At 72.3% G+C, this 19,336-nt stretch carries 19 protein-coding genes; 11 read left to right on the forward strand and 8 right to left on the reverse strand.

Going from position 1 to position 19,336, the window contains the following annotated elements:
• The first annotated feature begins 3 nt into the window (after positions 1 to 3).
• Positions 4 to 1,425 (forward strand): efflux transporter outer membrane subunit, encoded by a 1,422-nt coding sequence (locus tag VMR06_RS01635; protein WP_325372309.1) that lies wholly within the window; start codon positions 4 to 6, stop codon positions 1,423 to 1,425.
• Between the two features lie 216 nt (positions 1,426 to 1,641).
• Positions 1,642 to 2,214 carry a M15 family metallopeptidase gene (locus VMR06_RS01640; RefSeq protein ID WP_414648040.1) on the forward strand — a complete coding sequence of 191 codons (573 nt, stop codon included), beginning with the start codon at positions 1,642 to 1,644 and terminating at the stop codon, positions 2,212 to 2,214.
• Here the strand turns inward: VMR06_RS01640 and VMR06_RS01645 are convergent.
• Positions 2,200 to 2,817, reverse strand: a complete 618-nt coding sequence (locus VMR06_RS01645) for a class I SAM-dependent methyltransferase (protein WP_325372311.1) — start codon at positions 2,815 to 2,817, stop codon at positions 2,200 to 2,202. The genes VMR06_RS01640 and VMR06_RS01645 overlap by 15 nt on opposite strands.
• A gap of 127 nt (positions 2,818 to 2,944) precedes the next feature.
• Here VMR06_RS01645 and VMR06_RS01650 point away from each other — a divergent pair, with 127 nt between their 5' ends.
• From VMR06_RS01650 to VMR06_RS01670, 5 genes are all read left to right on the forward strand, one after another.
• On the forward strand, positions 2,945 to 4,198 hold the full coding sequence (locus VMR06_RS01650; protein WP_325372313.1) for a polyhydroxyalkanoate depolymerase: 1,254 nt from the start codon (positions 2,945 to 2,947) through the stop codon (positions 4,196 to 4,198).
• A 45-nt stretch (positions 4,199 to 4,243) separates the two neighbouring features.
• Positions 4,244 to 5,188, forward strand: coding sequence for an aldo/keto reductase (locus tag VMR06_RS01655; RefSeq protein ID WP_325372316.1), 945 nt, complete (start codon positions 4,244 to 4,246; stop codon positions 5,186 to 5,188).
• A 100-nt stretch (positions 5,189 to 5,288) separates the two neighbouring features.
• Complete coding sequence (locus VMR06_RS01660) at positions 5,289 to 8,114, forward strand: HAD-IC family P-type ATPase (protein ID WP_325372318.1); 2,826 nt, start codon at positions 5,289 to 5,291, stop codon at positions 8,112 to 8,114.
• Between the two features lie 23 nt (positions 8,115 to 8,137).
• Positions 8,138 to 9,034, forward strand: a complete 897-nt coding sequence (locus VMR06_RS01665; protein WP_325372320.1) for a universal stress protein — start codon at positions 8,138 to 8,140, stop codon at positions 9,032 to 9,034.
• A gap of 140 nt (positions 9,035 to 9,174) precedes the next feature.
• Positions 9,175 to 10,089 (forward strand): peptidylprolyl isomerase, encoded by a 915-nt coding sequence (locus tag VMR06_RS01670; RefSeq protein ID WP_325372322.1) that lies wholly within the window; start codon positions 9,175 to 9,177, stop codon positions 10,087 to 10,089.
• A gap of 12 nt (positions 10,090 to 10,101) precedes the next feature.
• On the opposite strand, the gene VMR06_RS01675 is transcribed toward VMR06_RS01670, so the two are convergent.
• From VMR06_RS01675 to VMR06_RS01685, 3 genes are all read right to left on the reverse strand, one after another.
• Positions 10,102 to 10,584 (reverse strand): glutathione peroxidase, encoded by a 483-nt coding sequence (locus VMR06_RS01675; protein WP_325372324.1) that lies wholly within the window; start codon positions 10,582 to 10,584, stop codon positions 10,102 to 10,104.
• A 58-nt stretch (positions 10,585 to 10,642) separates the two neighbouring features.
• The gene (locus VMR06_RS01680; RefSeq protein ID WP_325372326.1) at positions 10,643 to 11,536 is read right to left on the reverse strand and encodes a M48 family metallopeptidase; all 894 of its coding nucleotides are present in this window, start codon (positions 11,534 to 11,536) and stop codon (positions 10,643 to 10,645) included.
• A 151-nt stretch (positions 11,537 to 11,687) separates the two neighbouring features.
• On the reverse strand, positions 11,688 to 13,562 hold the full coding sequence (locus VMR06_RS01685) for an SUMF1/EgtB/PvdO family nonheme iron enzyme (RefSeq protein WP_325372329.1): 1,875 nt from the start codon (positions 13,560 to 13,562) through the stop codon (positions 11,688 to 11,690).
• Between the two features lie 337 nt (positions 13,563 to 13,899).
• Between VMR06_RS01685 and VMR06_RS01690 the strand changes: the two genes are divergently transcribed.
• Positions 13,900 to 14,814, forward strand: coding sequence for a Ku protein (locus VMR06_RS01690; protein ID WP_325372331.1), 915 nt, complete (start codon positions 13,900 to 13,902; stop codon positions 14,812 to 14,814).
• A 28-nt stretch (positions 14,815 to 14,842) separates the two neighbouring features.
• Here the strand turns inward: VMR06_RS01690 and VMR06_RS01695 are convergent, their stop codons facing one another.
• From VMR06_RS01695 to VMR06_RS01705, 3 genes are read right to left on the reverse strand one after another with little or no spacing between them, the layout of a single operon-like run.
• A complete protein-coding gene (locus tag VMR06_RS01695; protein WP_325372333.1) occupies positions 14,843 to 15,034 on the reverse strand; it encodes a hypothetical protein in 192 nt (63 codons plus the stop codon).
• 23 nt (positions 15,035 to 15,057) lie between these two features.
• On the reverse strand, positions 15,058 to 15,198 hold the full coding sequence (locus VMR06_RS01700) for a hypothetical protein (protein WP_325372335.1): 141 nt from the start codon (positions 15,196 to 15,198) through the stop codon (positions 15,058 to 15,060).
• A complete protein-coding gene (locus VMR06_RS01705) occupies positions 15,195 to 15,605 on the reverse strand; it encodes a hypothetical protein (protein ID WP_325372337.1) in 411 nt (136 codons plus the stop codon). The genes VMR06_RS01700 and VMR06_RS01705 overlap by 4 nt, the downstream gene beginning before the upstream one ends.
• A gap of 164 nt (positions 15,606 to 15,769) precedes the next feature.
• Here VMR06_RS01705 and VMR06_RS01710 point away from each other — a divergent pair, with 164 nt between their 5' ends.
• Entirely contained in the window at positions 15,770 to 16,426 is a 657-nt protein-coding gene (locus tag VMR06_RS01710; RefSeq protein ID WP_325372339.1) for a YoaK family protein, read from the forward strand.
• A gap of 58 nt (positions 16,427 to 16,484) precedes the next feature.
• On the opposite strand, the gene VMR06_RS01715 is transcribed toward VMR06_RS01710, so the two are convergent.
• Positions 16,485 to 17,024: a low affinity iron permease family protein gene (locus tag VMR06_RS01715; protein WP_325372341.1), complete on the reverse strand. Its 540-nt coding sequence runs from the start codon at positions 17,022 to 17,024 to the stop codon at positions 16,485 to 16,487.
• A gap of 226 nt (positions 17,025 to 17,250) precedes the next feature.
• On the opposite strand from VMR06_RS01715, the gene VMR06_RS01720 reads away from it, so the two are divergent.
• Together VMR06_RS01720 and VMR06_RS01725 are read left to right on the forward strand one after the other, a co-directional pair.
• Positions 17,251 to 18,777 carry an FAD-dependent oxidoreductase gene (locus VMR06_RS01720; protein ID WP_325372343.1) on the forward strand — a complete coding sequence of 509 codons (1,527 nt, stop codon included), beginning with the start codon at positions 17,251 to 17,253 and terminating at the stop codon, positions 18,775 to 18,777.
• Positions 18,774 to 19,313 (forward strand): hypothetical protein, encoded by a 540-nt coding sequence (locus VMR06_RS01725; protein ID WP_325372345.1) that lies wholly within the window; start codon positions 18,774 to 18,776, stop codon positions 19,311 to 19,313. The genes VMR06_RS01720 and VMR06_RS01725 overlap by 4 nt, the downstream gene beginning before the upstream one ends.
• The last annotated feature ends 23 nt before the right edge of the window (positions 19,314 to 19,336 follow it).

Consider the following 19,336-nt stretch of genomic DNA (forward strand, 5'->3'; position numbering starts at 1 on the left):
CGCATGCCCTCGATTCGGACTTCATGGCGCAGCGGACCGGCCGCGCGGCACGCACTGCTGGCGCTGGCGATCGGCACGCTGGGCGCTTGCGGCCCGGCCGTGCGCACGCCGTACGTGCGCCCCGACGTCGCGCTGCCGGCGGCCTGGCAGGCTGCACCGGACGGCACGGTCGCGGCCGACGCCTGGTGGCGCCGCTTCGGCGACGCCACGCTCGATGCGGCGATCGACACGGTGCTCGCGCGCAACAACGATCTGGCTGCCGCGACGATCCGCGTGCGCCGCGCGCAGCTGCAGGCCGATCTGGCGCGCAACCAGTTCGTGCCGGCGGTCAGCGCCGGCGTCAGCAGCGGCGTCAGCCAGAGCCTCGATCACGGCGGGCCGTCCTCGCGCTCGCATTCGGCATCGCTGTCGGTCAGCTACGAGGCCGATCTGTGGGGACGGCTCGGCAGCCAGCGCGACGCCGCGGTCTGGGAGGCGCTGGCGACCGCGCAGGACCGCGAGGCGGCCGCGATCGCGCTGGTCGGCACCACCGCACGCCTCTACTGGGAACTGGCCTACCTCAACCAGCGCCTGGCGGCCAGCCGCATGAGCATCGAGCTGGCACGACGCACGCTGGATTTCGTGCGCGTGCAGTACCGCGCCGGCGCGGTATCGGCGCTGGAGGTCAGCGACGCCGAGCAGAGCCTGGCCAGCCAGGAGGCCAGCCATGCCAGCCTGCAGCAGCAGCGCTTCGAGACGCGCAACGCCTGGGCGATCCTGTTCGATCGCCCGCCCGGCGCGATCGACGTCGATCCGCAGACGCTGCCGGACGGCGAACTGCCGGCGATCGATGCCGGGCTGCCGGCCGAGCTGCTGGCGCGCCGGCCCGATCTGCGCGCGGCGGAGCTGCGTCTGCGCGCGAGCCTGGCCAATGCCGATGCGACGCGCGCCAGCTATTACCCGCGCCTGACGCTGACCGGCAGCGCCGGCGGTTCGAGCGTGTCGCTCGGCGACGTGCTCGCCAACCCGGTCGGCTCGCTCGGTGCCGGACTGGCGCTGCCGTTCCTGCAGTTCAACCAGATGCGCCTGGACACGCAGGTGTCCGAGTCGCAGTACGCCGAAGCCGTGGTCGGCTTCCGCCAGACCCTGTACCAGGCGCTGGCCGACGTCGACAACGTCCTGGCCGCGCGCCTGACCCAGGCCGAGCGCGCGCGTCTGCTCGAGGAATCGCTGGTCGCCGCGCTGAAATCCGAGCGGCTCTACGAGGTGCGCTACAAGGCCGGTGCGGTCGCGCTGCGCGCCTGGCTCGACGCGCAGGAGCGCCGCCGCGCCGCCGAGATCGCGCTGGCCGAAAATCGGCTGGCGCGGCTCGACAACCAGGTGCTGATCTACCAGGCGCTCGGCGGCGACGCGACGCTCGCCGAGCGGCTCGCCGGCGAGGGCTGAGCCGGGAGCCGGCAGGCCGCACGGCGGCGGCGCCGAAGCACGGCCGGGTGTCCCGTTTGCCGCGGTGGCCGGACCGATCGTCAGCGGCTCGTCCCGCCCGAGTGATCGAGCCCGTCCGCCGCGGCGCGCGACACAAGGCCGCGCGACCGGCCACGCCTGCGGCCGCCGCGCCCTGGCCGGTCACGACCGCGCCGGGCCGCCTGCTAAGCTCGCGCGATGAGCGACGCCCTGCCCGTCCCGCCGCCCCGCTGCGATGCCGCCGCCCGGCGTGCGATCGTACGCGAGGCGCGCCGGCTCGGCGTGCCGGACGACTACGGCCGGCGCCGCGCGCTGCGGATCGTCCGCGAGCCCGAGGCGCTGCAGTACATCGGCCGCGACGTGCACGACCGGCCGCAATGGCTGGCAGCGCCGGCCGCGCGCGCCTGGCGGCGCATGGCCGCCGCGGCGGCAGCCGACGGCATCGTGCTGCAGGTGGTCTCGGCGTTCCGCTCGGCCGAGTACCAGCTCGGCATCCTGTGCCGCAAGCTCGAGGGCGGCCAGACGATCGAGCGGATCCTCGAGGTCAGCGCGGCACCGGGCTACAGCGAGCACCATTCGGGCCGCGTGCTCGACCTGACCACACCCGGCTACGCGGCACTCGAGGAAGACTTCGAGCGTTCGCCGGCGTTCGCCTGGCTGCAGCGCCATGCGGCGCGCTACGGATTCCGTCTGTCCTATCCGCGCGGCAATCGGCACGGCATCGCCTACGAGCCCTGGCACTGGTGCTGGCACCGCTCAGCGGCGCGCTGACGGCGCGGCCAGCTCCAGCGCGGCCACCGTGCGCAGCAGGCGCGGACCGAGGTAACAATGCGAGCCGCAGGCCATCAGGCCGGCGTCGGCGAACGCGCGCCGATACCAGTCCGGCCGCCGCGCGATGAAGCCGTCGGTATCGCCGTCCGGATCGTCGGCGGCCGTGAACACCTCGACGAAGGCGATGCCTTCGAGCAGGTCGGCGAAGCCCGACAGGCCGCGCCTGAGCTCGCCCGCGGGCACGTAGTGCAGCACGTCGGAGCAGACGATCAGATCGAAGCGCCGATCGAAGCGCAGCTGTTCGAGCTGGCCGAAGCGCGCCAGCCGCAGGTTGCGCGCGCGCCCGTAGCGCGCGACCGCGTACTCGCTCGGATCGAGCCCGAGATAGTCCAGCTCCGGCCGCAGCCGGCGCAGCGGCGCGCGCCACGCGCCCTCGCCGCAGCCGACGTCGAGCACGTTGCGCAGCCGATGCCCGAGGTAGTACTCGGCCGTCGCGACGACCATCGCGACGGTGCGCGCGACGCTGGCCGGCGCGCGCACGCGCCGGGCCGAATCGCGATACCAGCGGTCGAAGTAGGCTTGGTCGTAGCGCTTGTCGCTCATTGGGTTCTCGTCATGGCACGGTTAAGAAATCGCGGCGACGGCTACGACGATCGTCGAACGCGGCCGATCGGACCCCGATTGCTGCGATGCGGTAAAATCACCGGATACCCCGTGGAGGCCAGGCCCGATGCTGTACCAGATCCACGAACTGCAGCGCTCGCTGCTGCGTCCGCTGGTGGCGTTGTCCGACGCCAACGCGCGCATGCTCTCGGGCCAGGACAGCTGGCTGTCGAGCCTGCCCGGCGCCCAGCGCATGGCCGCCGGCTGGGAACTGCTGTACCGGCTCGGCAAGGAATACGAGAAACCCGAGTTCCGCATTCCGGCGGTGACCGCCGGCGGTCACGAGACGCCGATTTCCGAGCAGGTCGCCCTGCCCCTGCCGTTCTGCAACCTGGTCCGCTTCAAGCGCTTCAGCGACGACCCCGACCACCTGGCGACCCTCAAGAAGGAGCCGAGCGTGCTGGTGGTCGCGCCGCTGTCGGGCCATCACGCCACGCTGCTGCGCGACACCGTACGCACCCTGCTGCAGGACCACAAGGTCTACATCACCGACTGGATCGACGCGCGCATGGTGCCGGTCGATCAGGGTGAGTTCGGCCTCGACGACTACGTCGACTACATCCGCACGTTCATCCGCCACATCGGCGCCGAGAAGCTGCACGTGATCTCGGTCTGCCAGCCGACGGTGCCGGTGCTGGCCGCGATCGCGCTGATGGCGGCGGCCGGCGAGCCGACGCCGGCGACGATGACGATGATGGGCGGCCCGATCGACACGCGCGAGAGCCCGACCAAGGTCAACGACCTGGCGACGACCCAGCCGCTGTCGTGGTTCCAGAACCACGTGATCCACACCGTGCCGGAGAACTATCCGGGCGCGGGACGGCGCGTCTATCCGGGCTTTCTGCAGCACGCCGGCTTCGTCGCGATGAATCCGAGCCGGCACCTGATGTCGCACTGGGACTTCTACAAGAACCTGCTGCGCGGCGACCTCGACGATGCCGAGTCGCACCGGCGCTTCTACGACGAGTACAACGCCGTGCTCGACATGCCGGCCGAGTACTACCTCGACACGATCCGCATCGTGTTCAAGGAGCAGGCCCTGCCGCTCGGCACCTGGAAGGTCGACGGCGAGCCGGTGCGCCCCGAGGCGATCCGCGACACCGCGCTGCTGACGATCGAAGGCGAGCTCGACGACATCTCCGGCCTCGGCCAGACCGCGGCCGCGCATGCGCTGTGCACCGGCATCGCGGAGGATGCGCGCCGCCACATCGAGGTCGCCGGCGCCGGACACTACGGCATCTTCAGCGGCCGCCGCTGGCGCGAGAAGGTCTATCCCGAGGTGCGCGCGTTCATCCGCCGCTACGAGCGCGCGGAAGGCTGACGCGGCGTTCCGCTCGATTCTCTTGCCCGATTCCGGAGACCCGCAATGGAAGCACGCCCGCTCGGCCGCTCCGGCCTCGACGTCGCGCCGCTCGCGTTCGGCGCCAACGTGTTCGGCTGGAGCGTCACGGCGGACCGCGCCGATGCGCTGCTCGATGCGTTCGTCGCGCACGGTCTGAACCTGATCGACACCGCCGACGCGTATCCGGCCTGGGCGCCCGGCAACGAAGGCGGCGAATCGGAGACGATGATCGGCCACTGGCTGCGCAGGCGCGGCGCGCGCCACCGCGTCGTGATCGCGACCAAGGTCGGCAAGTGGGCACGCCACCGCGGACTCGCGCCGGAGACGATCCGCGCCGCCGCCGACGCCTCGCTGCAGCGGCTCGGCGTCGACCACATCGATCTCTATCAGGCCCACGCCGACGATCCCTCGGTGCCGCTCGAGGAGACGCTCGGCGCGTTCTCGCGGCTGATCGAGCAGGGCAAGGTGCGCGCGATCGGGGCGTCCAACTACACCGCGCCGCGGCTCGCCGAGGCGCTGGCGATCAGCGCACGGCATGGCCTGCCGCGCTACGAGACGCTGCAGCCCGAGTACAACCTCTACGACCGCGCCGGCTACGAGGCCGAGCTCGAACCGCTCGCGCGCGAGCACGGGCTCGGCGTGATCGGCTACTACGCGCTGGCCAGCGGCTTTCTGAGCGGCAAGTACCGCAGCGAGGCCGATCTCGGCCGCTCGGCGGCGCGCGGCGCACGCGTGGGCCGCTATCTGGACGCGCGCGGCCTGCGCATCCTGGCCGCGCTCGATGCGGTCGGCGCGCGCCACCGCGCGACGCCGGCACAGGTCGCACTGGCCTGGCTGATCGCGCGCCCCGGCATCAGCGCGCCGATCGCCAGTGCGACCAGCGTCGCCCAGCTCGACGAGCTCGCCGGCGCGCTGCGGCTCGCCCTGAGCGACGCCGACCGCACCGAGCTCGACGACGCCAGCGCCTGAGCGTCGCGCGAACGCGCCGGGCGCCGGGCCTGCCTGCGCGTGCCGGCGCCGCTTGACCTCGATCAACGGGCGGAGCCGGCCGCGCGCGATCATCGCCGGCATGTCCTGGTTCGCCCTGCCCTCATCGCGCCGCCGTGGCGCGGCAGCCGCGCCGGCCGCCGTCGCACCCGACGTCGCCTGGCACGCGCTCGACGCCGGTGCGGCCCGCGCCGAACTCGACGCGCGCTTGCGCGACCCGGCCGATCCTGCACCGGCCACGGACCGCGCGAGCGGGCTGTCCGACGCCGAGGCGGCGCGGCGCCGGTCGCGCGTGGGGCGCAACGTGCTGCCGCCTCCGCCGCGCCGGCATCCGCTGCGGCGGCTGCTCGCGCAGTTCGCCAATGCGCTGATCGGCTTCCTGCTGATCGCGGCCGCGGTCGCCGCCGTGCTCGGCCACGCGGTCGATGCCGCGGTGATCGTCGGCGTCGTACTCGTCAACGCGATCGTCGGCTTCGTCCAGGAAGGCCGCGCCGAACAGGCGCTCGGCGCGCTCGGCTCGCTGCTCGCGCCGGCCGCCTGCGTGCTGCGCGGCGGCGAGCGCCGCCGCGTCGATGCCGCCGACCTGGTGCCGGGCGACGTCGTGCTGATCGAGGCCGGCGATCGCGTGCCGGCCGATCTGCGTCTGCTGCGGGCGCGCGGCCTGCTGATCGACGAGGCGATCCTGACCGGCGAATCGGTCGCCGCCGCCAAGCGTGAACGGTCGGTGCCGGCCGCCGCGCCGCTCGCCGAGCGCAGCTCGATGGCCTGGTCGGGCACCCTGGTCGCGGCCGGACAGGGCCGCGGGCTCGTGGTCGCGACCGGCGAGGCGACCGAAATGGGCCGGATCGGCGATCTGCTGCGCTCGATCGGAACGCTGCGCACGCCGCTGCTCGACCAGATCGACCGCTTCGGCCGCCGCTTCGCACTGATCGCGGCGCTGTCCTCGGCACTGCTGTTCGCATTCGCGGTGTTCGCGCGCGGTTACGAGGCGGTCGACGCGCTGATGCTGGTCGTCGCGCTCGCGGTCGGCGTGATTCCCGAGAGCCTGCCGGCGGTCATCACGATCACGCTGGCGATCGGCGTGCGCCGCATGGCGGCGCGCCACGCGATCGTGCGGCGTCTGCCGGCGGTGGAGACGCTCGGCGCGACCTCGGTGATCTGCACCGACAAGACCGGCACGCTGACGCGCAACGAGATGACGGTGCGCCGGCTGTCGACCATCGAGGGCGACCTGTTCCTCGACGGCGTCGGCTACGTACCGGTCGGCACGCTGCATCGCGCCGAGGCGCCGCAGACGCCGGTCGCGGCGCCGGACGCGGCGCGCCGTCTGCTCGAGATCGCCGTGCTCTGCAACGACGCCCGGCTCGGCGTTCGCGATGCGCACTGGCAGGTCGACGGCGATCCGATGGAGGGTGCGCTGATCGCCGCGGCGATCAAGGCCGGGCTGGAGCCGGCGGCCGAACACGCGCGGCAGCCGCGGCTCGACGCGATTCCGTTCGATGCACGGCACCGCACCATGGCGACGCTGCACGCGGCCGCCGGCGGCGCGCCGTGGATCGCGGTCAAGGGCGCGCCGGAGGCGCTGCTGGCGCTCAGCGGCCGGCAGCTCGCCAGCGACGGCGGCAGCGGCCCGCTCGACCGCGCGTACTGGGACGCGTGCATCGCGCGCGCCGCGGCGGCCGGCGAACGCGTGCTCGGCTTCGCGTACCGGCCGGCGCCGGATCCGGCGTCGCTGCCGGCCGATGCGATCGCCGATCTGGTCTTCGTCGGCATCGCCGGCCTGGTCGATCCGCCGCGCGCCGAAGCGGCGGCCGCGGTCGCCGAATGCGCCTCGGCCGGCATCGCGGTCAAGATGATCACCGGCGACCACGCGGTCACCGCGGCGGCGATCGCGCATCAGCTCGGCCTCGCCGACGCCGGCGAGGTACTGACCGGCGCCGACCTGGACCGCCTCGACGACGCGGCGCTGCGGCGGCAGGCGCTGCGCGCGGGCGTATTCGCGCGCACCAGCCCCGAACACAAGCTGCGCGTCGTGCGGGCGCTGCAGGCCGACGGCGCGGTGGTCGCGATGACCGGCGATGGCGTCAACGATGCGCCCTCGCTGAAGCAGGCCGACGTCGGCATCGCGATGGGCCGCAAGGGCACCGAGGCGGCGCGCCAGGCCGCGCAGATCGTGCTGACCGACGACAACTTCGCGTCGATCGTCGCCGCCGTCCACGAAGGCCGCACGGTCTACGACAACATCCGCAAGGTCATCGCCTGGACGCTGCCGACCAATGGCGGCGAAGCGCTGGCGATCGTCGCGGCGATCGCGTTCGGCCTGGCGCTGCCGATGACGGCCGTGCAGATCCTGTGGATCAACCTGATCCTGACGATCACGCTGGGCCTCGTGCTCGCGTTCGAGCCGGCCGAGCCCGGCACGATGACCAGGCCGCCGCGTGCGGCGCGCGCGCCGCTGCTGTCGCCGTTCATGCTCTGGCGCTTGGTGCTGGTCTCGGTGCTGTTCACGGCCGGCGTGCTCGGCGTCCACGCCTGGTCGATCGCGCATGGTCTGGACGCCGCCGCCGCGCGCACCGTCGTCGTCAACGCGGTCTGCGTGATGGAGATCGGCTACCTGTTCAACGTACGCTATCTGCACGGCAGCTCGCTGACGCTGCACGGCGCGCGCGGCACGCCGGCGGTGCTGCTGGCGGTGGCCGCGGTGGTGCTGGCGCAGCTCGCGTTCACGTATGCGCCGTGGCTGCAGGCGCTGTTCGACACCCGCCCGCTCGGTCTGCGCGACGGGCTGGTCGCGCTCTGCGCCGGTATCGTGCTGATGGCGATCCTCGAGATCGAGAAACGTGTGCTGCGCCGCCTCGGTGTGTTCGAGTCCGCGCTGCGCCCGACCCCGGCCCGCATGGCCGATTGAACACCCGCAACCAGGAGCGACCGATGGACGACCTCTTCCTCAATCCGCCGCGCACGATCGTGCTGGCGACCGACCTGTCGGCGCGCTGCGACCGCGCCTTCGACCGCGCCGTCGCGCTGGCCCGGCGCTGGGACGCCGAGCTGATCGCCCTGACCGTGATCGAGGCCGAGGCGGACGCGCATCGATCCGAGACGCTGCCGTCGTGGCGCCGCAAGGCGACGCCGGCCGAGCTCGCGCAGCGCCAGCTGCGCGCCGACCTGGCCGGTGTCGGCATTCGTGCCGGCACCCGCGTCGCGCACGGCGAGCCGGCGTCGGCGATCCTCGACGCGGTCGCCGAGAGCGGCGCCGGGCTGATCGTGACCGGCCTCGCGCGCGACGAGACGCTGGGCCGCTTCTCGCTCGGCAATACGGTCGACCGCCTGGCGCGGCGCACGGCCGTGCCGCTGCTGGTCGTGCGCAAGCGCGTGCACGGCGACTATCAGCGCATCGTCGCGGCCAGCGACTTCTCCGACGCCTCGCGCCGCGCGCTCGAAACCGCCGCGTCCTGGTTCGACGCGGCCGTGCTGACGCTGCTGCACACCTACGATCCGCCGTACGCGAACCTGATGGAACGCAGCACCATGCGCGAGGATTTCCGCGCGGTCGCGGTCGAGGACTGCGAGCGCTTCGCCGCGACGCTGGCGCCGCAGCTGCGCGCGCGGCTCGCCACGCGCGTCGAGTTCGGCGCGCCGGAGGATCTGCTCAACGACTACGCGATCGACAGCGACAGCGATCTGGCCGTGCTCGGCTCGCATGGACGCAGCGCGCTGTACGACATCATGATCGGCAGCGTCGCCCGGCGCGTGCTCGAGCAGTCGGCGATCGACGTGCTGCTGGTGCCCGAGCCGAAGGCGGCGCGCTCGCGCGCCGCGGATGCCTGACCGACGCGGCAGCACCGCACCGGCGCGGGCCGCGTCCGCGCCATCTCCGCGGCACCCGGCCGGTGCGGCGCGCCGGCCGCGACGCCGGGCGCCGTGCTGGCGCACAATCGGCGTCCTCTTCCCTTTCAGGCATCGTCCTCATGCGCATGCTCGTTCCGGCCCTGCTCGCCGCTCTCGCCGTCCCCGCCGCAGCCGCCGAACCGCCGGACCGGCCGGCGCGCACGATGCAGCAGGTGCTGGCCGAGGCCAAACCCGGCGACTGGCGCGCGCTCGATCCGGAGAACACGCTCTATCTCGATCTGGCCGCCGGACGCGTCGTGATCGAGCTGGCGCCGGCGTTCGCGCCGCTGCACGCGGCCAACATCCGCAGCCTGGTCCGGCAGCGCTATTTCGACGGCCTGGCGATCCTGCGCGTGCAGGACAACTTCGTGACGCAATGGGGCGATCCGGACAGCGAAAACGCCGACAAGGCGCGCAGTCTCGGCAAGGCACAGCGGCGCATCGCCGCGGAGTTCACGCGCGCGGCGGCGGGACTCAAGTTCACGGCGCTGCCGGACGGTGACATCTATGCGCCCGAGGCCGGCTTCTCGGACGGCTTCGCGGCGGCGCGCGATCCTGCGTCGGGCCGGGCCTGGCTCGCGCACTGCTACGGCGCGGTCGGCGCCGGCCGCGACAACGATCCCGAGTCGGGCAGCGGCGCCGAGCTCTACGTCGTGATCGGCCAGGCGCCGCGCCAGCTCGACCGCAACATCGCGCTGGTCGGCCGCGTCGTCGAGGGCATCGAGCTGCTCTCGGCGCTGCCACGCGGCACCGGACCGCTCGGCTTCTACGAGAAGCCCGAACAGCGCCTGCCGATCCGCAGCGTGCGTCTGGCCGCCGACGTCGCCGAGGACCAGCGCCTGCCGCTGGAAGCGCTGCGCACCGATACCGCAACGTTTCAGGCGCTGATCGAGTCGCGCCGCAACCGGCGCGACGACTGGTACCAGGTGCCGGCCGGCAGGATCGATCTGTGCAACGTCCCGCTGCCGGTGCGCCGGCGCCCCGATCCGGCCTGAGCGCAGCGCCGCTCAGGCCAGCTGGGCGGCGATGTCCTCGCCGATCGACGCCGGCGCATCGGTCGGCGCGTAGCGCTCGAGCACGCGCCCGTCGCGGCCGACCAGGAACTTCGTGAAGTTCCACTTGATCGCCTGCGTGCCGAGCACGCCGGGCTGCTCGGCCTTGAGCCAGCGGTACAGCGGATGGGTGTCGGCGCCGTTGACGTCGATCTTCGCGAACATCGGGAACGTCACGTCGTAGGTGGTCGAGCAGAACTGCCGGATCTGCGCCTCGTCGCCGGGCTCCTGATGGCCGAACTGGTCGCACGGGAAGCCGAGCACGACCAGGCCGCGATCGCGATAGTCGCGCCACAGCTGCTCGAGCCCGGCGTACTGCGGCGTGAATCCGCAACGCGAGGCCACGTTGACGATCAGCACCAGCTTGCCGGCGTACTCGGCCAGCGAACGGGACTCGCCGTCGATGTCGACGGCGCTGAAATCGGCCAGGGTGCTCATCGGGCGTGGGCTCCTCCGTGGTGGGTGACGCCGGCCGGCCGCGCCGGCAGCGGCGGGGTCAGCGCGCGGGGGCGGCGCAGAAATGCTGACGGACCTGCTCGGCCTCGGGCATCCAGGCATTGAGCTGCTGAATGCGCGTCGCCTCGGCCGGATGCGTCGACATGAACTCCGGCGGCTTCTGGCTGCCGAGCTGGGCCATGCGCTCCCAGAGCCGCGGTGCCTCCTGCGGATTGAAGCAGGCCGCCGCGGCGAGCAGCAGGCCGACCTTGTCGGCTTCGGACTCGTGATCGCGCGAGAACGGCAGCAGCACGCCGTACTGCGCGCCGGCGCCGATCGCCGCCATCACCATGCGCTGCTGCTGCGGATCCATCTCGCCGACCGACATGCTGGCGGCCATGGTGCCGATCTGCACCAGCTTCTGCTGGGCCATGCGCTCGCCGCCGTGGCGCAGCAGCGCGTGGGCGATCTCGTGGCCCATCACCGCGGCCAGGCCGTCGCTGTTCTTGGCGACCGGGATGATCCCGGTATAGACGGCGATCTTGCCGCCGGGCAGACAGAACGCGTTGACCTGGTCGGACTCGATGACGCTGACGTCCCAGTCGAACGCGCCCCAGTCGGTGGACGCGGGCATGTTGGCGGTCTGCGCCAGGTACTGCTCGACCTTCGGCGCCGCCTCGATCAGCCGCTGCGCGATCGCGCGGACCTGCTGCGGCAGGTCGCCGCTGGTGACGACGCGCGACTCCTGCAGGATCTGCCGGTACGACTGCAGGCCGAGCGCGGCCTCCTGCTCGGCCGTGGTGTCGATCAGCTGCTTGCGGCCGGTGTACGAGGCCTCCTGCTGATGGCTGAGGTAGTAGTAGCCCAGATACCCCAGGAACAGCAGGATCGGCCAAAACTTGAGGCCGCGCCGCCGCTGCGGGCCGCCTGCGGAACGATCACCGAATGGACCCATCGCCTTTGATCCCCGACCGACGAGGCGCCGAGCATACCGCCACGCCGGACGATGCGCAGCGTGCAGCGCACCGCGGTGACGGTTGTTTTCAGGACGCAGGCGACGCGGCGGCCGGCATCGACGGCCGCTCCTGACCGCGAGGATCGCCGTGTCAGAGCTCGCGCACGACGCGAAAGCCGACCTGCGCGCTGCGTGCGCCGGCGGCCAGACCGGCGCGCCAGGCCGAGCGCACCTGATCGGGCGCGCTGCCCCAGGAGCCGCCGCGGATCACGCGCGTCGTGCAGCCGGGGTTGACCCAGGCCTCGTGGTCGCGCGGTGCGCGCGTGTAGTTGTCGTGCCAGCAGTCCTCGACCCATTCGGAGACATTGCCGACCATGTCGTGCAGGCCGAACGCATTGGCCGGATAGCGCCGCACCGGCGCCGGCCCCCAGTAGCCGTCGCTGTAGTCGAGGAACGCCCGCGCCCAGCTGCGCTTCTTCGGCGAGCGGTCGCCGTCGCCGGTGAAGTTGCCGACCGGATCGCGCGGATCGCCGTCGCCCCACGGATAGCGCGTCGCCGAGCCGGCGCGCAGCGCATACTCGAACTCCGCCTCGCTCGGCAGGCGGTAGGTCTTGCCGGTCTGCTGCGACAGCCACTGCAGGTACGCGGTCGCGTCGTTCCACGACACGTTGACGACCGGCAGGTCCTCGCCGGCGCGGCCGCCGCTGTAGTCGTTCTTCCAGCTCATGCTGCGGCGGTCGGTCAGGCGGCCGGTGTTCTCGTCGTAGTAGCTGCCGCTGCCGGCGCGCTCGGCCTCGGTCACGTAGCCGGTCGCATTGACGAAATCGCGGAACTGGCCGACCGTGACCTCGCTCTGCCCGAATGCGATGCCGGCCGCGATCTCGACGCGGCGCTGCGGCTCCTCGTTGTCGCGATGACCGTCCTCGTCGGCCGGCGAGCCCATGACGAAGCGGCCGGTCGGGATCACGACCAGCGGCGGCGCCTGGCCGGCCGTCGCGAGGAACGCGTCGCGGACCACCTCGCCGGGGCGGAAGCTCGCGTAGAGCCGCGCGTTGCTGAGGCGCTGATTGAAATCGTCGACGCCCGGCAGATCCGGGCTGACTGCCAGTGCGCGCTGCAGCAGCGACTCGGCCAGATCCGCGTTGCCGGCATCGAGCGCCGAGCGTGCCTGCGCCAGCACGCTCTCGGCGCGCTGATGGCGCAGGCCTTCGATACGCGTACGCGTGTCCTGCTGTTCCTGCGAGCCGGGCCGCACCGCGGAGGCCTCGGCGAGAATGCGGTCGGCACCGTCGAAATCGTCCTGCGCGGCGGCGGCCAGCGCGCGGTCGAGGAAGCTGCGCTCGATCTGCGCGAGCCCCTGATCGACCAGGCCGTTGCCGGGATCGAGCGCCCAGGCGCGCCGGTAGACCGCTAGCGCATTGTCCTGGCCGTCGCCGAGCGCCTTGCCGGCCTTGAGCAGGTCGGCGGCCTCGGCCAGCAGCGGCATGACCTGGTTCAGCACGCGCAGGCGCGCCTCGAGCTGGGCCAGCTCCGCCTCGGCATGCGGCAGGTCCGCGAATGCGGCCACGAAGCGCCGCGCCTCGGCGTTCTCGCCGCGTTCCATCGCGGCGATCGCCCAGTCGCGCATCGCGCCGCCGATCCGCTTCAGGCCCTGCTCGGCCTCGGCATTGTTCGCGTCCTGGGCGAGCACTTCGCGGTAAAGCGCGACCGCGCTGCCGTCGGCCGGCTCGACCAGGCGGCCCTGCACCTCGGCCGCGCGTGCGCGCTTGAGCAGGCTGGCCACCGCCTCGGTGACCGGTGCCGGCGGCCCCATCGCGACCGCCTCGGCCAGCGACGTCGGCTCGGACGCGGCACCGCCATCGGCGTCGGCGGCCGGCAGCGGCTCGGTCGGCGGCTGCTGCTCGGCGATCCACGGCGCCGCCGGTCGCGCCGGCGGCGCGGACACGGCCGGCTGCTCGACGCGCGGCGCCGAGTGGAATGCGCCCGGGAAGAAGCGGTAGGCCAGCGCGAACGAGAGCACGAGCATGCCGGCGATGCTTCCGAGGACGGCTTGTTTGCTGACGCTTTCGGTGCCGGGCATGGGGCTCGAATCGGATTCGCCGGCGCCGTCGCCACACGCGACGGCCGGTCGGCCGGGCCGGCGGCCCCTCGAGGCCGCGCACTGCCGGCCATCATACCGCGCGCGGCGCGCGCCCCGGTCGTTGCATCGACGCGGCCGGCGCCGCAGTGTCCGGCCCCGCATCCCGGCGCCGCCTCCATGGCCTCCGGCGTGCGGGCGGGAGCCGCGTCGCCAGCACGGTTGCGGCCGATTCAGCGCGCGCCTGCTACGAGAGGACCCTTCCCGCCGTTCGCCCGAGGATCCCATGGCACGCCCGATCTGGACCGGAACCCTGTCATTCGGCCTGCTGAACGTTCCGGTCTCGCTGATGACCGGCGAGCGCCGCGTCGACCTGCACTTCCGCATGCTCGACGCGCGCGACAACACGCCGATCCGCTACGAGCGCGTCAATGCCGATACCGGCGCCGAGGTGCCCTGGAAGGACATCGTCAAGGCGTTCGAGTACGACAAGGGCAGCTACGTCGTGCTCGAACCGGAGGACATCAAATCGGCCGCGCCGGAGAGCCACGAGTCGATCGACATCGAGTCCTTCGTCGAGCGCGACGCGCTCTCGCCGCAGTATTTCGAGAAGCCCTACTACCTCGTGCCCGGCAAGAAGGCCGAGAAGGGCTACGTGCTGCTGCGCGAGACGCTCAAGAAGACCGGCCGGGTCGGCATCGGCCGCGTCGTGATCCGCACGCGCGAGTATCTATGTGCGGTGCTGCCGCAGGACGACGCACTCGTGCTGAACCTGCTGCGCTACCCGCAGGAACTGGTATCGGCCGACGAGTACGCGTTCCCGAGCGGCGGTCTGGGCTCGTTCCGCATCAGCAAGGCCGAAATGGACATGGCCGCCCAGCTGATCGACTCGATGAGCGCACGCTGGCAACCCGATCAATACAAGGACGAGTTCCGCGCGCGCCTGACCAAGGTGATCGAGAAGCGCATGAAGAGCAAGGGCGTCGTCAAGCCGGTCGAGGAGCCGGAGACGCCGGAAGACGCGACCACCAACGTCGTCGACTTCATGGCGCTGCTCAAGAAGAGCATTCAGTCCGAAAAGCGTACGCCGGCCAGGAAGAGCGCGCCGGCTGCACCGCGCAAGACCGCCGCCAAGCGCGCGGCGAAGAAACCGGCCGCCAAGAAGGCCCCGGCACGCAAGACCGCGCGGCGCGCCGGCTGACGCGCCGCGCGGTCTTGCGCCGCCTCGGTCAGGCCTCGGTCGAGGCGCGCAGCGCCGCGGCGAGACCGGCGTCGCCGCTGACGATCGCCTTCCACGACAGCGCGGTGCCGTTGCGCTTGCCCTTCTCGGTGAGCTTGAGCCCGTCGGCATCGACGACGAGGGTGTAGGCGGTTCCGCCGATCTCCAGTTCGCGCCGCAGGGGTTTGTCGAGCTTGGTCATGCCGCTTTTCTCCTTTCGGTGGATCAATGAACGGTGCGCGAGGCGATGATCGCCGTCGCGACGCCGGTCCCATGCCGCATCGCGGCCATCCTGCGATGCGATCGCCGCATCAGGACGATGCATGCGTCCGCAGCATGCGCCGATGCGTCTTCGATGTCGCTCATGCTGGCTGCGCCTGCGCGATCACGCAGCCGCTAGGCTCGCGCGCGGCGGGCATGGGCTCGTGGCCGCCATCGGGCCGGCGCTGCGCGGCCAGCGCATGCGCCTCGGCGATCGCGATGCACTCCTGCGCGACCAGCTGCGCGGCGGCGCGGTCGCCGTTCTGCAATGCCAGATCCATCGCTTCGATCAGGCAGGTCCAGGCCGCCGGTTCGGCGGGTTCGACCGCATCGTCGCGACTGGCCGCCAGCCGCCCGGCGTGACGCCGGGCCTGCCGTTCGGCATCGCGCCACGCTGCGGCGAGGGTGTCGTCGGCCGCACAGCGGCAGGCCAGCGCATACAGCCGGCAGCGGGCGCGGGCGATCGCCAGCGCCGTGTCCGGGACCGAATCCTCACGTTCGTTCTGGGGCATCGAATGGCTCCTCGCCGAATCCGGCGCCTACTGTGCCTGCTGCCGCGCAACACGCGCTGACTCGACGGCGGGCGGCCGGAGCCAGGGATGCTCGCCTCCGCGCGCGAAGCACGCGAGAATGACGCTGCGGCCGCCACTCCGCCGCGTCGCCCCGGGAACCGATCGTGATCCGACACACCGTGCGCGCCCGCGCGTTCGCTGCCGCCCTCTCGGCGCTGGCCGGCTACATCGACGCGGTCGGCTTCCTTACCCTCGGCGGCTTCTTCGTGTCGTTCATGAGCGGCAACTCGACGCGACTCGGCGTCGCGATCGCCGAAGGCTCCCCGCTCGCCGGCACCGCGCTCGCGCTGATCGTCGCGTTCGTCGCCGGCGTATTCGCCGGCTTCCGGCTCTCGCATCGAGGACTGCGGAACGCGCAGGCGCGCGTGATGGTCCTGGTCGGCCTGCTGCTGGCCGGCGCGGCGCTGCTCGACCATACCGGCGCGCCGCTGGCTGCTACGCTCGGCGCGACGGCTGCGATGGGCGCCGTCAACGCGGTGTTCGCACCGACCGGCGGCTTTCCGGTCGGCCTGACCTACATGACCGGTACCCTGGTCCGGATCGGCCAGCTGCTCGCCGACGCGACGCGCGGCGAAGATCCGCTGGCTTGGTGGCCGTACCTGATGCACTGGATGGCCCTGGTCGCCGGCGCCGTCGTCGGTGCCTGGATGCAGGCCTGGATCGGCCTGACCGCGCTGTGGGCGGCCAGCGCCTGCGCGCTGGCGCTGGCCGCCGTGCTGGCCTGGATCGCACGTGCGCCGCCGCCGGTCCGGGCGGATTGAAGCGCCGCTCCCGAACGCGTCGCCGTGCGATGCGCGCCCATTCCGCATCCGCCGTGCCTCAGCGCCGCTTGCGCGCATGCGAGGCATCGGCCTCGTCGAGCGAGTGCGTCTCCTTGATGCCGCGCTCGCGCTCGGCCAGTTCGGCCAGCCGCTGGTAGAACGCGGCGAGCCGGCGCAGATCGTCCTCGTCGAGACCCTCGACCGCGACAAGCCGGTTGCTGGCGTTGCGATCGGAGGCCAGCAGCTCGTTGAGCTTCAGATGGATCGCCGCGCTGTCCTTGTTCTGCGAGCGCTGGATCAGGAACACCATCAGGAACGTGATGATTGTGGTGCTGGTGTTGATGACCAGCTGCCAGACCTCCGAATAGCCGACCAACGGACCGAGCGCGGCCCAGACCAGCACGATCGCCACGGCGCCGCTGAACGTCCACGGCGATCCGGCGGCATGCGTGGCGACGGTCGCGAAGCGATCGAAGATCGAATGATGGCCGGACAGCCGGATGCGGCCGCGGTTTTCGGTGTGGTTGCGGTTGCCGTTGCGGCTGCTGTTGCCACTGCGGTTGCGGGCGCGCTTGCGGTTGCGGGTCGGAGCGGTCATGGCGGCCTGTCGGGCGTTCGGGCGTTGCGCGATGTTGCCGCCGCGGGCGCAAGCGCCGCTGAACGCGGCCGCGCGACTGGGCATGCGCTCGCCGATCGCATCGTGAACGCGCAGCGTCCCGGGCGGGCGGATTCTCGGCGTGTTCACTCGCCGCCGACCAGCATGCGCAGCCGGGGCCTGCGGCCGGCGATCGAACGGCCGGGCATCTTTCGTATCAGGAGGCCAGATGACCGCGCGACTGGACAGTCTGTGGGCGGATCGATCCGCTTCGAAGAATCGCCTGTACCGGCTCGATCGCGACGTCCGCACCGACGTCTGCGTGATCGGCGCCGGCATCGCCGGGCTGAGCGTCGCGCGCTGCCTGCGCGAAGCCGGCCGCGAGGTCGTGATCCTCGATCGCCGCGGCGTCGGCTGCGGCGAGACCGGACGCAGCAGCGCGCACGTCTCGTTCGCGCTCGACGATCGGCTCTGCGCGCTGCAGGATCAGCACGGCGAGGAAGGGGCCCTGCTGGCCGTCGAGAGCCACCGCGCCGCGGTCGACCTGATCGAGCGCTGGAGCACCGAAGCGGCCGGCTTCACGCGCGTGGACGGCTATCTGCTGCGTGCGCCGTCGAGCGCGCCGGATCTGCTCGAGCGCGAAGCGGAGACTGCGCGCCGGCTCGGCGTCGAGGTGCATGCCGATCGCGTGCCGGCGCTGCGGATCGACGGCGGCCGCGCGCTGCGCTTTCCGGGGCAGGCGCGCATCGATCCGCTGGCCTACGTGCGCGGACTGGAGCGCGCGTTCCGCGACGGCGGCGGCCGCTTGCTGCGCGCCGAGGCGACGGCGATCGAGGACGGCGATCCATGTCGCGTGATCACGTCCGCAGGCCCGCACGTGGACTGCCGCGCCGTGGTCGTGTGCACGAACGTGCCGTTCCACCGGCGCGTGGCCTATCACACCAAGCAGGCGCCGTACCGATCGTTCCTGCTCGCGTTCGAAGCGCCACGCGATCTGCTGCCCGACGCGCTGTTCTGGGATACCGGCGATCCGTACCATTACCTGCGCTGGATCGATGCTGCCGGGGACGCCGGCCTGCTGCTGGTCGGCGGCGCCGATCACAAGGTCGGCCAGCGCGAGCCGGACGAGGTCCCGTTCCGCGAGCTGGAGGCCTGGGCGCGCGCGCATCTGCTCGGCCTCGGCGCACGGCAGCACAGCTGGTCGGGCCAGATCATCGAGCCGGTCGACGGCCTGGCCTACATCGGACGCGACATCGGCGCACGCAATGTCTACGTCGTGACCGGCGATTCGGGCAACGGCCTCACGCACGGCACGCTGGCCGGCCCGCTGATCGCCGCGCTGGCCGGCGGCGAAGACCATCCGTGGCGCACGGTCTACGATCCGGCGCGCAAGCAGTTCGGACGCGAATGGATCAAGGAGAACGCCAACGTCGCCTGGCAGTATCACGACTGGGTCGCACCGGCCGAGGGCGGAGGCGTCGACGATCTGGCGCGCGGCGAGGGGCGCGTGCTGCGGCGGGGACTGCGCCTGTGCGCGGTCCATCGCGACGGCCACGGTCAGCTGCACGCGTTCTCGGCGCGCTGCCCGCATCTGGGCTGCGCCGTGCGCTGGAACCGCATCGAGCGCAGCTGGGATTGCCCCTGTCACGGCTCGCGCTTCGAGGCGGCGAACGGTGCGGTGCTGAACGGGCCGGCCGCGAGCGGCCTGGAGCCGATCGATCCGGCCACGCTCGGCGAACGCGACGCGTCCGAATGAGCGCGACCGGCTGGGTTCTGCTCTGCGTGATCCTGCCGGGCTGGCTGCTCGCCGGCGCCGCCGACCATCAGCTGCACCGGCGCGCCGCAATCGAGGACAACGCCGGATGGCCCGAATCACTGCTGCACGTGGCCGAGTGGACGCAGGTCGCGCTGCCGGCCTGGGCCGCGCTGTGGCTGGAGCTCAACTACACGATCCTGGCGCTGGTACTGGCCGGTGCCGCCGCACACCAGGCGACCGCCTGGTGGGATACGCATCACGCGCAGCGACACCGGCTGATCTCGGCGACCGAGCAGCAGGTTCATGGCTTCATGAACGTGCTGCCGCTGATCGCCGCAGCGCTCGCGTTCGCCGAGGCCTGGTTCGGCAGCGGCACCTGGCAGCCGGACTGGACACTGCGGCCGAAGGCCGAGCCGCTGCCGACGTCGATCGCGATCCTCGCCAGCGTCGCCATCGCGCTGGCCGTGCTGCCGATCCTCGAGGAAACCTGGCGCGGCCTGCGCCGCGCGCGCTGTCGCGGCGTCGCGGTCGGTTGAGCTGCGCTACGTGCCAGATGGTT

Source organism: Dokdonella sp. (assembly GCF_035511235.1).
GTDB lineage: Bacteria > Pseudomonadota > Gammaproteobacteria > Xanthomonadales > Rhodanobacteraceae > Dokdonella.

Coding starts and splice junctions, on each gene's coding strand:
- VMR06_RS01645 (WP_325372311.1), bottom strand. CDS start 2,817: ATGAGCGACAAGCGCTACGACCAAGCCTACTTCGACCGCTGGTATCGC.
- VMR06_RS01660 (WP_325372318.1), top strand. CDS start 5,289: ATGTCCTGGTTCGCCCTGCCCTCATCGCGCCGCCGTGGCGCGGCAGCC.
- VMR06_RS01640 (WP_414648040.1), top strand. CDS start 1,642: ATGAGCGACGCCCTGCCCGTCCCGCCGCCCCGCTGCGATGCCGCCGCC.
- VMR06_RS01675 (WP_325372324.1), bottom strand. CDS start 10,584: ATGAGCACCCTGGCCGATTTCAGCGCCGTCGACATCGACGGCGAGTCC.
- VMR06_RS01670 (WP_325372322.1), top strand. CDS start 9,175: ATGCGCATGCTCGTTCCGGCCCTGCTCGCCGCTCTCGCCGTCCCCGCC.
- VMR06_RS01680 (WP_325372326.1), bottom strand. CDS start 11,536: ATGGGTCCATTCGGTGATCGTTCCGCAGGCGGCCCGCAGCGGCGGCGC.
- VMR06_RS01725 (WP_325372345.1), top strand. CDS start 18,774: ATGAGCGCGACCGGCTGGGTTCTGCTCTGCGTGATCCTGCCGGGCTGG.
- VMR06_RS01665 (WP_325372320.1), top strand. CDS start 8,138: ATGGACGACCTCTTCCTCAATCCGCCGCGCACGATCGTGCTGGCGACC.
- VMR06_RS01715 (WP_325372341.1), bottom strand. CDS start 17,024: ATGACCGCTCCGACCCGCAACCGCAAGCGCGCCCGCAACCGCAGTGGC.
- VMR06_RS01720 (WP_325372343.1), top strand. CDS start 17,251: ATGACCGCGCGACTGGACAGTCTGTGGGCGGATCGATCCGCTTCGAAG.
- VMR06_RS01705 (WP_325372337.1), bottom strand. CDS start 15,605: ATGCCCCAGAACGAACGTGAGGATTCGGTCCCGGACACGGCGCTGGCG.
- VMR06_RS01700 (WP_325372335.1), bottom strand. CDS start 15,198: ATGAGCGACATCGAAGACGCATCGGCGCATGCTGCGGACGCATGCATC.
- VMR06_RS01690 (WP_325372331.1), top strand. CDS start 13,900: ATGGCACGCCCGATCTGGACCGGAACCCTGTCATTCGGCCTGCTGAAC.
- VMR06_RS01650 (WP_325372313.1), top strand. CDS start 2,945: ATGCTGTACCAGATCCACGAACTGCAGCGCTCGCTGCTGCGTCCGCTG.
- VMR06_RS01655 (WP_325372316.1), top strand. CDS start 4,244: ATGGAAGCACGCCCGCTCGGCCGCTCCGGCCTCGACGTCGCGCCGCTC.
- VMR06_RS01695 (WP_325372333.1), bottom strand. CDS start 15,034: ATGACCAAGCTCGACAAACCCCTGCGGCGCGAACTGGAGATCGGCGGA.
- VMR06_RS01685 (WP_325372329.1), bottom strand. CDS start 13,562: ATGCTCGTGCTCTCGTTCGCGCTGGCCTACCGCTTCTTCCCGGGCGCA.
- VMR06_RS01635 (WP_325372309.1), top strand. CDS start 4: ATGCCCTCGATTCGGACTTCATGGCGCAGCGGACCGGCCGCGCGGCAC.